Source organism: Oxynema mangrovii CENA135, from assembly GCF_016632315.1.
Taxonomy (GTDB): Bacteria; Cyanobacteriota; Cyanobacteriia; order Cyanobacteriales; family Laspinemataceae; genus Oxynema; species Oxynema aestuarii.
This window is the reverse complement of the sequence record NZ_JAEOXH010000001.1, coordinates 465,728-477,792: the sequence shown is the minus strand read 5'-3', so window position 1 is coordinate 477,792 and position 12,065 is coordinate 465,728. Positions and strand designations below refer to the sequence as shown.

The 12,065-nt window shown below is 52.6% G+C and carries 15 protein-coding genes; 7 read left to right on the top strand and 8 right to left on the bottom strand.

All coding sequences use genetic code 11. The features are described 5' to 3' along the window. Positions 1 to 18: 18 nt before the first annotated feature. The 4 genes from JJD41_RS01870 to fabI form a co-directional block, all read right to left on the bottom strand. Entirely contained in the window at positions 19 to 1,332 is a 1,314-nt protein-coding gene (locus JJD41_RS01870; protein WP_200664461.1) for a TldD/PmbA family protein, read from the bottom strand. A 120-nt stretch (positions 1,333 to 1,452) separates the two neighbouring features. Next, complete coding sequence (locus tag JJD41_RS01865; RefSeq protein WP_200664460.1) at positions 1,453 to 2,337, bottom strand: Tab2/Atab2 family RNA-binding protein; 885 nt, start codon at positions 2,335 to 2,337, stop codon at positions 1,453 to 1,455. Between the two features lie 311 nt (positions 2,338 to 2,648). After that, positions 2,649 to 3,305 (bottom strand): imidazoleglycerol-phosphate dehydratase HisB, encoded by a 657-nt coding sequence (hisB, locus tag JJD41_RS01860; protein WP_200664459.1) that lies wholly within the window; start codon positions 3,303 to 3,305, stop codon positions 2,649 to 2,651. A 224-nt stretch (positions 3,306 to 3,529) separates the two neighbouring features. Continuing rightward, positions 3,530 to 4,306 (bottom strand): enoyl-ACP reductase FabI, encoded by a 777-nt coding sequence (gene fabI / locus JJD41_RS01855; protein ID WP_168570709.1) that lies wholly within the window; start codon positions 4,304 to 4,306, stop codon positions 3,530 to 3,532. Positions 4,307 to 4,308: 2 nt separating this feature from the next. Here fabI and JJD41_RS01850 point away from each other — a divergent pair, with 2 nt between their 5' ends. From JJD41_RS01850 to JJD41_RS01830, 5 genes are all read left to right on the top strand, one after another. Next, positions 4,309 to 4,509, top strand: coding sequence for a hypothetical protein (locus JJD41_RS01850; RefSeq protein ID WP_200664458.1), 201 nt, complete (start codon positions 4,309 to 4,311; stop codon positions 4,507 to 4,509). A gap of 371 nt (positions 4,510 to 4,880) precedes the next feature. Continuing rightward, positions 4,881 to 5,546, top strand: coding sequence for a global nitrogen regulator NtcA (gene ntcA / locus JJD41_RS01845; RefSeq protein ID WP_445974485.1), 666 nt, complete (start codon positions 4,881 to 4,883; stop codon positions 5,544 to 5,546). An 88-nt stretch (positions 5,547 to 5,634) separates the two neighbouring features. Further along, the gene (locus tag JJD41_RS01840; protein ID WP_234488466.1) at positions 5,635 to 5,796 is read left to right on the top strand and encodes a hypothetical protein; all 162 of its coding nucleotides are present in this window, start codon (positions 5,635 to 5,637) and stop codon (positions 5,794 to 5,796) included. 34 nt (positions 5,797 to 5,830) lie between these two features. Beyond that, positions 5,831 to 7,462 carry a DUF3084 domain-containing protein gene (locus tag JJD41_RS01835; RefSeq protein WP_200664456.1) on the top strand — a complete coding sequence of 544 codons (1,632 nt, stop codon included), beginning with the start codon at positions 5,831 to 5,833 and terminating at the stop codon, positions 7,460 to 7,462. 81 nt (positions 7,463 to 7,543) lie between these two features. Further along, the gene (locus JJD41_RS01830) at positions 7,544 to 7,975 is read left to right on the top strand and encodes a RuvC family protein (protein ID WP_200664455.1); all 432 of its coding nucleotides are present in this window, start codon (positions 7,544 to 7,546) and stop codon (positions 7,973 to 7,975) included. Here JJD41_RS01830 and JJD41_RS01825 read toward each other — a convergent pair. Continuing rightward, positions 7,972 to 8,235 (bottom strand): DUF3146 family protein, encoded by a 264-nt coding sequence (locus JJD41_RS01825; protein ID WP_168570713.1) that lies wholly within the window; start codon positions 8,233 to 8,235, stop codon positions 7,972 to 7,974. The genes JJD41_RS01830 and JJD41_RS01825 overlap by 4 nt on opposite strands. Then, complete coding sequence (gene pth / locus JJD41_RS01820; protein ID WP_200664454.1) at positions 8,232 to 8,867, bottom strand: aminoacyl-tRNA hydrolase; 636 nt, start codon at positions 8,865 to 8,867, stop codon at positions 8,232 to 8,234. The genes JJD41_RS01825 and pth overlap by 4 nt, the downstream gene beginning before the upstream one ends. Positions 8,868 to 8,961: 94 nt before the next feature. On the opposite strand from pth, the gene JJD41_RS01815 reads away from it, so the two are divergent. Beyond that, the gene (locus JJD41_RS01815; RefSeq protein WP_200664453.1) at positions 8,962 to 9,318 is read left to right on the top strand and encodes a hypothetical protein; all 357 of its coding nucleotides are present in this window, start codon (positions 8,962 to 8,964) and stop codon (positions 9,316 to 9,318) included. Here the strand turns inward: JJD41_RS01815 and JJD41_RS01810 are convergent. Both JJD41_RS01810 and JJD41_RS01805 read right to left on the bottom strand, forming a co-directional pair. Further along, the gene (locus tag JJD41_RS01810; RefSeq protein WP_200664452.1) at positions 9,288 to 10,481 is read right to left on the bottom strand and encodes a pyridoxal phosphate-dependent aminotransferase; all 1,194 of its coding nucleotides are present in this window, start codon (positions 10,479 to 10,481) and stop codon (positions 9,288 to 9,290) included. The two genes, JJD41_RS01815 and JJD41_RS01810, sit on opposite strands and share 31 nt — an antisense overlap. 301 nt (positions 10,482 to 10,782) lie before the next feature. Then, positions 10,783 to 10,962, bottom strand: a complete 180-nt coding sequence (locus JJD41_RS01805; protein ID WP_168570717.1) for a hypothetical protein — start codon at positions 10,960 to 10,962, stop codon at positions 10,783 to 10,785. Between the two features lie 382 nt (positions 10,963 to 11,344). Here JJD41_RS01805 and JJD41_RS01800 point away from each other — a divergent pair, with 382 nt between their 5' ends. After that, entirely contained in the window at positions 11,345 to 11,680 is a 336-nt protein-coding gene (locus JJD41_RS01800) for an STAS domain-containing protein (protein ID WP_200664451.1), read from the top strand. Positions 11,681 to 12,065: the final 385 nt, after the last annotated feature.

Below are 12,065 nucleotides of genomic sequence, written 5' to 3'. Positions count from 1 at the left end.
CTCTCACGTTTCGATGCCTCACCCCTGCTTCCCGGTCACTGATAAGCCCTCCACGATTAGCGACGGCGTATAACAAGAACCATTCCACTCCGCATCGGAACAGATCGTCACCAGTTGCTTGAGGGCGTTGTATACATTGCCCGCCACCATCGTATCCTTGATGCGACCGACGACCTGACCGTTCTCGACCCGATAGCCAAGATCGACGTTAATGGAGAAATCTCCGGAAATTCCGGCGCCCGAACCTAGAATTTGATCGACGATCGCCCCTCGGGAGATACTGGCGATCGACTCCTCGAACGAAGTCGCACCGGGTTGAATCGCGAAATTAAACAATCCCGGCGTCGGATAACTCCCCAAACCGGGGCGAAACCCGTTTCCCGTCGTTCCGGTTCCCAAGCGATTTCCCGTGACGCGATCGCTGTAGAAATTTTGTAAAATTCCCTCTCGAATAAACGTAATCGGTCGGGTCGGCGTCCCTTCATCGTCGAACGGACAGCTAAACGGTCCCGCCGTCGGATCTTGGTAAATCGTCAGGGACGGAGAGGTCACCATCTGTCCGAGGCGATCGCTCCACGGCGAAGCCCGTTCTAAAACCCGTTTGCCATTGAGCGCCGCCTGTAACGTCGCCCACAGCATGTCCGCCGCCTTCGCCGTAAATAAAATCGGTACTCGTCCGATCGGCGGCGCCACGTTGTCCCGACTCCATTCCAAGCGTTGCAAAATTTGGTTGACCACGGAAACCGGATCTAATTTTCCCCGTTGGGTTTGTCCGTCGGACACGCTGAGAAAATCGTCACCGCGTACCCATTCCGCCGACAGATAACAGCTTAACGTCGTATCCGTATAGGCGCATTCCAAACCGTTGGAGTTCATCAAGCGGGTGGTTTCGACCTCGCAATCCCATTCCCCCGTACAGAGAATTTCCGGATAGGCTTCGCGAATCAAGGCGATCGCCATCCGGCCCCATTCCACCAACTGTTCCACCGCAACCGCTTCGCCGATATCCGGATAGAGACAGGCTTGAGGATGAGCTAACTCGATCGTTTCCGGTTCGTTCAACTCCCCCAACGCCAAGGCTTTATCGACCAAACTTTGCGGGTCTACCGGGCCGTAAGCCACCGCCAATCCCGGTCTGCCATTTCTCCACACTCGCAGGGCCGTCCCTTCCGATTGGGTACTTTCGAGTTGTTTGAGTCGATTCGCTTCAAAAAAGACGGGTCGAGAATGCGATCGCGACTGGAGGACTTCGGCAGCTTCGGCACCGGATCGACGAGCCAAATCCAATAACTGTTGTGCCAGTTGTTCGAGTTGTAAATTTTCAGATCCCATGATCTTGTTAGGTGTCCGTATTGCACGCAGAAGCACTCAGCAGTCCGCTCGATCGCTGGCAACTTCGATGTCTTCTGTACGCCTGAGTTGAGAATATTCGTAGGATATATATAAATTACTTTACGCTAATTCGACTTCGCGTAATAGCCAAAATCCCGCAAACGATTCCGAGTTCGGATCGGACTGAACGGCTAAAAAGTGAACCCCACTGGCTTTCGTTTTCGCCGCTTCAAACGCTTCCGCTTCCTTCTGGGTTTTGCGATCGTTAATATTGGCTAAAATCCAGCTTTCATTCGGTCCGGTTTCCAAGATCAAACGCGGTTGTTCTTTCCCGTCAAAGCGCAGAAACGCTAACTCGATCCCGGAGATCCAAGCCGCCATCGGTAGAGCCCGGGAGGAAAAGATAATTAAACCGGGAATTGAGGTGTTTGGGGAGAGATCCGCCACCAAACTTTTGTCCCCGAGGATCGGAAATGCTTCGCCAAAGCCGATCTCCCACTCGTTAAAATCGGCAAATGCCTCTGCTTCCAAGGAGACAAACGCCCATTTTTGACCGATGAGCGCGTCGGGAAGCCGTTGCGGCGGTAGGGACTCCATTTTGACCGAGGTGCTTTTAGCCGCCGCTTCGTCGTAACCCGGTTCGTGGGGGTAGACCTGTTGCGATCGCTCCTCCAACCAAGACAGTAAGGTTAGAGTCCGGCGACTCGGTTTTGACGCCATGCCCAAATCCTTGCACGCTTTCGTAATCATGTTATTCATCTGGCGTCGGAAAAACCGGATTTGGGTCGGCGGTTCTCCCACTTGGGCGATCGCCTCCTCAATGGCTTGACCGAGGGCGATCGAATTGACTTCCGTACTCGGATAATATTTGCTGTAGCGAAATCCCGTCATTTCAGGAGAGCAAGGCTGACACAGACTCTCGCAGATGAGCACTTCCCATAGTTTCTTTCCGTTTTCGTCAAGAATCGGTTTTGAATAAAAATCCAGTTCCCACGTTTTGCCCATCAGTTTTGCGTAATTGCCCCAGAATACCGTTTATCTGCCATCCTATCATCAATGGGAGCCTCTCCCGATCGCCCGAAATCAACAGAATTTATCGCCGTAGTCACCGTTGAGAAGGGAACGTCGCGACCCCCTTTTCAACCCACGCCGATCCGCCCGTGCAAATCGCTCCACCCCTGGTGTTTTTAGGCGAGTTCGTGTTTCCAACGGCGGCGCGAGCCCACGACGGTTCCGCGATCGAGCGCTCCTCCCTCGGGTTCGCAGGAAGGAGCATTTTAACGCGATCGCGCCGAGCCATCTTTTCCGAGAACGGCTTACAAAACCCCTTTAGAACTGGGAATTTCGCTCGCCCGTCGCGGGTCGATTTCTACCGCCATGCGGATCGCTCTCGCAAAGGCTTTAAAGGTCGCTTCGATGATGTGATGGGAGTTGATCCCGTCGAGTTGGCGCACGTGTAACGTCATTTGGGTGTGATTGACGATCGCCACGAAAAACTCGCGCACCAATTGGGTATCGTAACTCCCGACGCGCTCCGTGGGAATCTCTAAACCGTAACTCAAATGAGGTCGCCCGGAAAAATCGAGGGAGACTTGAATCAAGGCTTCGTCGAGGGGAGCGATAAAATGACCGAAGCGAACGATGCCCTTGCGATCGCCCAACGCCTTTGCCAGCGCCTGACCGAGGGTAATTCCCACATCTTCATTGGTGTGGTGGTCGTCAATTTCCAAATCCCCAGTCGCCTTAACGTCGAGATCGATCAGACCGTGGGAGGAAATCTGGTGCAGCATGTGATCGAGAAACGGAATTCCCGTTTGAGCCGTACACCGACCGGACCCGTCGAGGTCTACACTCACCTCAACATCGGTCTCCCCCGTCGTTCGGCGCACGGAAGCCCGCCGCACTAAAGCTTGCTGCACCCCATTGACTACCGCGTTCTCGGTCGCACTGCGGCTACGATCGCTCGTTTGCATAGTCTCTAATTCTTAAGCTCGCTCAACACCCTTTATTATCGCCCTTTTTGACTCGGGATTTGAGAGTTTAGACTTTAGAGTGCCACAGGTAGGGCATCGGAAATCAGTGGGCCGTACAAACTTTCCCGACTCCCGACTCCCGACTCCCAACTCCCGAGTTCTCCTCCCCGGCGGGCATTTTGCCCGCACTGTAGGCTTGGGAGTTCTGACTGTTCGATTCTTCCCTACATCCCCATAATGCAATAGCCCGAATCTACATACAGCACTTGTCCCGTAATCCCACTGGACAGGTCGCTACACAAGAAAGCCGCCGCACCCCCGACCTCTTCTTGAGTGACACTGCGTTTTAAGGGCGCCACCTCTTCGACGTGGTGGATCATGTCGCGAATTCCTCCCACGGCGGAAGAGGCTAAAGTGCGGATCGGTCCGGCAGAAATGGCGTTGACGCGGACATTTTGGGAACCGAGTTCGGCGGCGAGATAGCGCACGTTCATTTCTAAAGCCGCTTTGGCAATCCCCATGACGTTGTAGTTGGGAACGACGCGCACCCCGCCCAAGTAACTGAGGGTAACGATGCTGCCGCCTTCGGTCATTAAAGGTTTGGCAGCTTTGGACATGGCGACTAAAGAATAGGAACTGATATCTAAAGCCCGGGCGAAACCTTCGCGGGAGGTGTTGCTAAAATCCCCGGTCAGTTCGTCTTTTCCCGCAAAGGCGAGACAGTGGATGAGGATGTCGAGTTTGCCCCATTTTTCTTGAACGGTTGCAAAGGTCGATTCGATCTGGCTGTCGTCTTGGACGTTACAGGGGACGAACAAGCTGGGATTGAGGGGTTCGACGAGTTCGCCGACTTTACGCTCTATTTTGCCTTTGTCGTCGGGGAGATAGGTGACGCCGAGATTGGCTCCTGCTTCGTGTAGTTTTTGGGCAATGCCCCACGCGATGGAGCGATTGTTGGCGATACCCGTGACGAGGGCGTTTTTTCCGGTTAAATCAAGCATGGATGTTTCTTTTAGGAACAATTACCGAGCAGCTCAATCTACAACCGAGAAGGACGATTGCACAAACCGAGGTCAACGGGTTGGGCAGATGCGATCCCCTGGGCCGAGTGAGAGTGATGGTGGGGTGTCGGTCGCCGAGACTGACGAAAGACGCCAACGGCGATCGCCTCTGGAGTGTTGCAGGTCTTCCCCCATTTGATTGAATCACAGTGGGTGCGCTTCATTAAATTGGTCGGATCTGCCTCCCACGCCGCCGCGATCGCCCGTCACCCCTTTCCCTCGGAAATCAACGGCGATCTCGACGGCTGCAAGCTTTACCCGTAAAGCGATCGGATTGTACTCCCGGGGGGATCCCCTCTAGATAAAAGTTCCATAGGCGATCGCTTCTGATGGGGTTATTGTGTATCCAGGAGTACAAAAATCCGATAGAACCTCAGTTTAAGTTTTTTAAAGTGTAAAAGTCACAAAATGCTGATAAGAAAATTCAAGAAATTCAAGTTTGATTAAACAGGTGCATCGAAGCGCGATCGCCCGAAATTTTTTATAAAGACGAGATAGAGCAATGGATATGGTAATGACCCAGGACAAGCCTTTAGCTGCCGTCTTCCGACAAATGGGAACGGGGACCTTCCCGCCCATCGTCGAAACCTTCGAGCGCGGCAAGACGATCTTTTTCCCCGGGGATCCGGCGGAACGAGTTTACTTCTTGCTCAAAGGTGCCGTCAAGCTCTCGCGGGTGTACGAAGCCGGAGAAGAAATCACCGTCGCCCTTTTGCGAGAAAACAGCGTCTTTGGCGTACTCTCGTTAATTACGGGCCATCGTTCCGATCGCTTTTACCACGCCGTCGCCTTTACTCCGGTCGAACTACTCTCGGTTCCCATCGAACAAGTCGAAAAAGCGCTCAAGGAAGACCCGGACTTATCGATGGTGATGCTGCGCGGTCTGTCGTCACGGATTTTGCAAACGGAAATGATGATCGAAACCTTGGCTCACCGGGATATGGGATCTCGCCTGGTGAGTTTTTTATTAATCTTATGCCGGGATTTCGGCATTCCCAGCCCGGACGGGATCACCATCGATCTGAAATTGTCCCACCAGGCGATCGCCGAAGCCATCGGTTCGACCCGGGTCACCGTCACCCGCTTACTCGGCGATCTCAGACAGGAAAAAATGATTTCGATTCACAAGAAAAAAATTACCGTTCACAATCCCGTGGCCTTGAGCCAACAATTTACATAAGTCTGCGGCGATCGCGATCGCCTCTTTTTTCGCAGATAACGGGTAGACTGTTAATCGGTCGTCATTGAGGGCGACCGATTTCACGATCTTGATGTCTCGAAGCGCGATCGCCCGATTGAGTTTAGCCGATTTACCCGATGGGTGGCGGTGGCACCTGGTGTCACCGTCGGTTTTGGCGATCGCGTCGGTCGCCGCGATCCGGTTCGCCGATGTCAAGTTTGCCCTGGAACCCCCCGCCGTAACGCATTGAGATTAGGCGAGATCTCGACTCACTGTAGCCAACGATGACTAGCGCCTACGTCCTGATTTTGGCCGTTTTAGTTTTGGGGGGATTGCTTGCTACTTTGGGCGATCGCCTCGGAACCAAGGTCGGTAAAGCTAGACTGTCCCTGTTTAAACTGCGTCCCCGACAAACGGCGACGGTCGTCACGATCGTTACGGGTATTGTCATTGCCGCTTCAACCCTGGGGATTCTGTTTGCGTTGAGCGAATCGTTGCGCGTCGGTGTCTTTCGCCTCGACGACAAACTCAAACAATTGCGCCAAGTCAGTAAAAGTTTGACCGACGTCACCAACGCCAAAGAGCGCGTCGAAGCCGAACTCGCCGAAGCCCGAGAAGAGCAAATCCAAGCTCAACAACAACTCGACGCCATCAATCAGTCTTTGCAAAGCGCGATTGAAAAACAAACCCAAACCCAAGCTCGACTCCAGCAAACCCAAACCGAACTGCAAACTACCCAAAGTCAACTTGCCGAAATCGAAACCGACTACCAACAGGCGAAAACTCAACTCAGCGCGATCGAATCGAAATTCGAGCGTACCCAAAATCAGTTACAAAAAGTTTCTCAAGAAGCTCAAATTCGCCGTCGCGAAGTTCAAAACCTCGAAAATGAACGATCGCAACTGACTCAAGAACTCGAACAAGTCCGCTTTCAAATCGAACAGCGCGATCGCGAACTCGCCCGCACTCAAGGACAACTCGAACGTCAAAAACAACAGCTCGAAGTTCAAGAACTCGAACTCCTACGACAACAAATCGAAGTTCAACGTCAAGAACTCGCCATCACCCGTCAACAACAAGAAATTCAGGCACAAACTCAACAAATCGACCGCCAAAAACAACAAATCAGCCAACAAACTCAGGAAATTCAACAACAAAAACAAGAAATTCAACAACAAGAAGCTAATATCGCCAGTCAAAAGCAACTGCTCGGAGAACTCGCCCAACAACAAGCCGTACTTCAACGGGAAGTACAAATCCTCGAACGGGATTTTCAACTCCTGCGTGAAGGTACGGTTGCTTTACGCCGCAATCAGGTTTTAGCGTCCGGAGTCGTGCGGGTTTTGAAACCGGAAGGCGCCCGCGAAGCCGCCCGTCAGTTATTGTTAGAAGCCAATCGGGCGGCACTCGAAATGATTCAACCCGGAACTCCTTCGGAAAATGAATGGGCGATCGCCATTCCAGAAGCGGATCTCGAACAACTGATTCAAAGTATTGATGACGGTAAGGATTATGTGGTTCGCATTCTTTCGGCAGCCAATTATCTTTTAGGAGAAAAGCAAGTTGACGTGTTTGCCGATGTGGTCGTCAATCAGGCGATCTTTCAAAAAGATGAAGTGGTCGCGAGTGCTTCTTTATCCGGAGAGCCAATTTCTGAAAAAGAGATTCAAGAACGGCTCGATTTATTAATTGCTGCGGCCAATTTCCGGGCGCGGCGATCGGGCATCGTTGCCGATACGATTCAGATCGGCGATGGCAGTATTGCCCGTTTAATTGAATTTATGAAAGGGCTATCTCCAGAAAAAGATAATGTAGTTTTACAGGCGATCGCCGCCGAAACCGCTTACACGATCGGGCCACTCAGAATTCAATGGGTGGTAGTTCAAAATGGACAGCCAATTTTTCGTAGCGAGTAGGGTAATTTTAGATTTTAGATTTTATTAGATTTTAGATTTTAGATTTTAGATGATTCAATTCATGTCGGGACTCTCAACGCCATGACCTCCAAACTCACTGCCAACCCAACTCTTCTAGGATTCGACCCCGGACGGCTCAAATGCGGGATTGCCGTGATGGGGGACGATCGCACCTTGCTCTTTCATCAAGTCATCCCCTCAGAAGAGGCGATCGCCACCCTGGAATCCCTGCGGCAACAATTCGGCTCAACCCTGCTCGTCATGGGCGATCGCACCACCGCCAAACAGTGGAAAGCGCAAATCGAAGCCGGACTCTCCACCCCGATCGAGATCGTCATGGTAGACGAACGCTACTCCACCTTAGAAGCGCGCGATCGCTATTGGGAAATGTATCCCCCCAAAGGCTTGACCCGTCTCGTTCCTCAAGGAATGCGACAACCGCCGCGTCCCATCGACGATATCGTCGCTATTTTATTAATCGAACGCTACTTTTCAGCGTCCTCAAACCGCTAAAACTTGCCTCGAATGGTAAATGAATAATCTCCTCCCGGTTCGAGTTTGTAGTCCCATCTTTCTAAAAAACGACCGAGCGGTTCTTGGATCAACGCTCTTCCTCGGGACGGTTCGATCGCCAGTTTTCCCAGGCGAAAACACCATTGGAAATTCCAGACAAACTGTCCCGCACTGACCTCCCCTTCCAGGGTGCCTCGATGCCAAGAATGCTGGGTAACTCGGACGTGGGCAGTAGTTTGCGGCAAACGCTTTGCACTCACGAGTGACTTCCGACAATGCTGCGACCGTTATAAAGGCTCATGGCTTTTTCCACGCCTTCTTTGAGGCTTAATTCTATCGCATCGCGCACGAGGTAAAGCACCTCTGAAATCAACTCATTTTCTCTGGGGGCAAACTTCCCGAGGACGTGAGAAACGGTATCCGAATCGGTTGATGCCGATCGCGGTTTGCCGATCCCGATCCGCAAGCGGGGGAAATTTTGGGTTCCCAAATGCGAAATCGTCGATTTCATGCCATTGTGTCCCCCCGCCGAACCGGACAATCTCAGACGCACTCGTCCGACGGGTAAATCCATATCGTCGTACACCACCAACACCGAAGAAGGTGGCAACTTATACCAATCCGTCACCGCTCGAATCGACTGTCCCGAACGATTCATGTAAGTTAAAGGTTTGAGCAGGCGAATTTTCTCCCGATTCGGGGCTAACCCCTCACCAAATACCCCGTGAAACTTGCGATGTTCGGCACAGGAAATTTGCCAGGAGCGGGCCAACAAATCCACCGCCATAAAACCGACATTATGGCGAGTTTGTTCGTATTTCGGCTCGGGATTGCCCAAGCCGACAATCAACTGCGGGACAATTAAATTCACTGCGGTTTCCGTCGAAGTCATCGCGATCGCGTCGGGTAATGCTATACAACAAATTAGGGGTCGCGTTTCATTGTAAACGGATTCCCCGGTTCACTTTCTGCCACGGGTCGCCGACATGAAATTATCGGGTTCCTTTCAAGCCTGTGAAATCGTCTGTCTCGAATACGAACACACGCGCCTTTACGCCGAAGTCATCGAAACGATCGCCGAGCGTCAGATGTGCTGGGTGCGACCGCTCGTCCTCGTCGTCGGAGAATCGGCGCGCCTCTACGACCTGCGCCAGGGGGCCGATCTCGTCTGGCCCGCGTCCCGATTTCGGGTCGCCCTCGATACCGAAGTGATTCCCCTGCTGGGGGATCTGAATGCCCCCGATCGCGCGATCGCGGATAAAACCCAAGGACACCAGCAATTGCGGCGGTTCGTCGATCGCCTCTGGCGGGCTTATCCCGACGATTTTGGCGATCGCTCGTAACGAATCCCCGCCGCTTTCATGCGATCGAGCGCTGCAGCCATGCGCTCTTGGCTCACAGTCAGGGCAATCCGGAAAAAGCCCTCTCCCGCCGCGCCGTAACCGTTCCCCGGCGGCACCACGATCCCGCAGCGATCCAGTAACAGGTTGGCAAATTCGCTAGAGGTATAAACGGGAGGAACTGCAGCCCAAACGTAGAGCGTCGCTTGAGGCGCCGCGAGGGGCCATCCCAGCCCTTGCAGTCCGGCCACGATAAAATCCCGGCGTTGTTGGTAAACCGACATCACCGCTTGTACCTCGGCTTGCGGCGTCGAAAACGCGGCGATCGCCGCCCGTTGGATCGCCTTAAACGCCCCCGAATCCACATTACTCTTCACCTGACTCAAGCCCTTAATGCCGATCGCACTCCCCACGACGAAGCCGATCCGCCAGCCCGTCATGTTGTACGATTTCGACAAACTGTGAAACTCGATCGCCACCTCTTTCGCCCCCGGCACCTGTAGCACGCTCGGCGCCCGATACCCGTCATAACCCACTTCCGAATAAGCGTGATCGTGGCACAGTAAAATCTCGTAATCGCGGCAGAAGGCCACCAATTTCTCGAAAAACTCCAACGGCGCCACGGCTCCCGTGGGATTGTTCGGATAATTCACCCACAGTAATTTAGCCCGTCTGGCCACGGTTTCGGGAATCGCGGTCAAATCCGGCAAAAAGCCATTTTCCGCTTTCAGAGGCATCGCGTAGGGTTCGCCTCCGGCAAATAACGTTGCCGTCCGATAGACCGGATAACCCGGATCCGGAATCAAGGTGCAATCGCCCGGATCCACAAAAGCCAAAAACGTATTATGAATTGCTTCCTTCGAGCCGATCGAGGCGATCGCTTCCCGGTCCGGATCGAGTCCGCCGACCCCAAATCGGCGTTCCATCCAGGCGATCGCCGCTTCGCGAAACTCGCGGATCCCTTGATAGGGAGGATAGTTGTGCGTCGCCGGATCTTCGATCGCTTCGTGCATCGCCTCTCGAATCGCGGTTGGCGTTGGTTTGTCGGGATCGCCCACCCCCAAATTAATAATATCTACCCCCCGAGCCAGTAACTGCGCTCGTTTGCGGTCAATCTCGACAAATAAATACGGGGGAATTCTTTCTAAACGCTTGGCAAATTGCATATCGACTCGACAACCGGATCGGGCTTGAGCATTGTAAAATCCTAAGACAGTTTACCGCACTCAGCCGCCCCTCTCGACGCGCAACCTTTTCCCGTCGCCATCCGGTCGCCATCGTTCCGGTCTTTTCAATCGGTTGAATGTCGCGATTTTAAACTCGTTAAAACTCTCGCTTGAATGACTCTTCAGCAGCGTTTCGATCTCGAAGATCGCGAGTCAAGCCAAGTTTTTTCCGTCGCCCTTTCGATGGGATTCGAGGCGATCGGTGCATCTCAATTGAGAGGAAATAATCACTCCGTACGATTTATCGGCTGGAAACAAGCTGAATTCTTCCGGCATCCATTTCCGCCATCAAGAGTTCGAGTGCTTCGTAATCGACCTCATCGATGTAACCCAAACGGGTCAGTTCGGAATTAATCCCGTTTTCGATCTCTGGCGTCAAGCGCTTGAAATAGAGCGCTTTTTCGACAAGTTGACGAATCATGGTTCGCTCTCAGACGATGGGTTGAGAAGATTTTCGACACTAAATCCATTTTCGGCTGAATTTTTAGGACTCAGCGTGACCCACCCCGACCCTTTTCCGTGATCTCGATCGCTGCTCCTTTCAGACTGATGGGTTAAACCCCTTACCCGTAGAAGCCCCTTTGATGTTTCCCTTCAATTTATCACTATAAACCCCGGGTCAATTCGTATCGAGGAATACGGCTATTGATGTCTTCTTGCTGAAATCTTTAAAAAACTAGGGGCTACCAAAAAGATTCGACAAAATCCCTCTTCAGAGGTAGCCAATTGCCAACGGAACAGATTAACTTAAAGCATCGGATCAATTTTTTGCACACGATCGAGTATTTCAATGGGGTTAAATCATGCTTACTGCTGTTGCCATTCCTCAAGTTAGTGTTCTCGAACTCAACGGTCATCTGAATGCGGCCAATGCCGGAGAACTTCAAAGCCGTCTGACGAAAGCCGTTGCCTCTTCCACTCACGAGAGCGTGTTGGTCGATATGGAAAATGTCGATTCCCTCGACAGTGCGGGGTTAATGGCATTAGTTTCCGCGTTGACTTTGGCACAAAAACTCAATCGCAGATTTAGCTTGTGTGGCGTAGCCCCGGCGATCGCGATTATTTTTGAACTGACCCAACTCGATCGAGTTTTCGAGATTTTTGAAAATCGTGCATCTTTTGAAGCTTCTCTTGCCTAACACTCCAGTTCTTTTGCCATCGGGTTTCTCGCGCCTGACGACGGCGCCCTCAGAACTGAATACGGACGAGCATTAAGGCTCGTTGCTTCTCCCAGCTCCAGTTTGAAGCAACAGCCTGCTCGCTGCTGTCCGGCCAAAATCAAGGTTCGAGTCCCCCTACATCCCTCGCCTCGGTTTTTGCCTGGCTACCCGGCGGATGGGTAGCAATCGAGTCCCAATCCCCCGGGAAACTCTACGAACATCGATTATGATTTGATTAACAACCTTGCCGAGGGCGCGATCGCCTCAGCTGCCGCGAGAGCGGTTCGCCGAGATCGATAGTAAATCTCGCTGCTGTTCGGTCTGGCCTTGAAAGATTCCCAGACCTGTCCGGCGATCGCGCGTC

Excerpts from the sequence above, each read along its gene's own strand:
- JJD41_RS01870 (WP_200664461.1), bottom strand. The coding sequence starts at position 1,332 with ATGGGATCTGAAAATTTACAACTCGAACAACTGGCACAACAGTTATTG.
- JJD41_RS01865 (WP_200664460.1), bottom strand. The coding sequence starts at position 2,337 with ATGGGCAAAACGTGGGAACTGGATTTTTATTCAAAACCGATTCTTGAC.
- hisB (WP_200664459.1), bottom strand. The coding sequence starts at position 3,305 with ATGCAAACGAGCGATCGTAGCCGCAGTGCGACCGAGAACGCGGTAGTC.
- fabI (WP_168570709.1), bottom strand. The coding sequence starts at position 4,306 with ATGCTTGATTTAACCGGAAAAAACGCCCTCGTCACGGGTATCGCCAAC.
- JJD41_RS01850 (WP_200664458.1), top strand. The coding sequence starts at position 4,309 with ATGTTTCTTTTAGGAACAATTACCGAGCAGCTCAATCTACAACCGAGA.
- ntcA (WP_445974485.1), top strand. The coding sequence starts at position 4,881 with ATGACCCAGGACAAGCCTTTAGCTGCCGTCTTCCGACAAATGGGAACG.
- JJD41_RS01835 (WP_200664456.1), top strand. The coding sequence starts at position 5,831 with ATGACTAGCGCCTACGTCCTGATTTTGGCCGTTTTAGTTTTGGGGGGA.
- JJD41_RS01830 (WP_200664455.1), top strand. The coding sequence starts at position 7,544 with ATGACCTCCAAACTCACTGCCAACCCAACTCTTCTAGGATTCGACCCC.
- pth (WP_200664454.1), bottom strand. The coding sequence starts at position 8,867 with ATGACTTCGACGGAAACCGCAGTGAATTTAATTGTCCCGCAGTTGATT.
- JJD41_RS01815 (WP_200664453.1), top strand. The coding sequence starts at position 8,962 with ATGAAATTATCGGGTTCCTTTCAAGCCTGTGAAATCGTCTGTCTCGAA.
- JJD41_RS01810 (WP_200664452.1), bottom strand. The coding sequence starts at position 10,481 with ATGCAATTTGCCAAGCGTTTAGAAAGAATTCCCCCGTATTTATTTGTC.
- JJD41_RS01805 (WP_168570717.1), bottom strand. The coding sequence starts at position 10,962 with ATGATTCGTCAACTTGTCGAAAAAGCGCTCTATTTCAAGCGCTTGACG.
- JJD41_RS01800 (WP_200664451.1), top strand. The coding sequence starts at position 11,345 with ATGCTTACTGCTGTTGCCATTCCTCAAGTTAGTGTTCTCGAACTCAAC.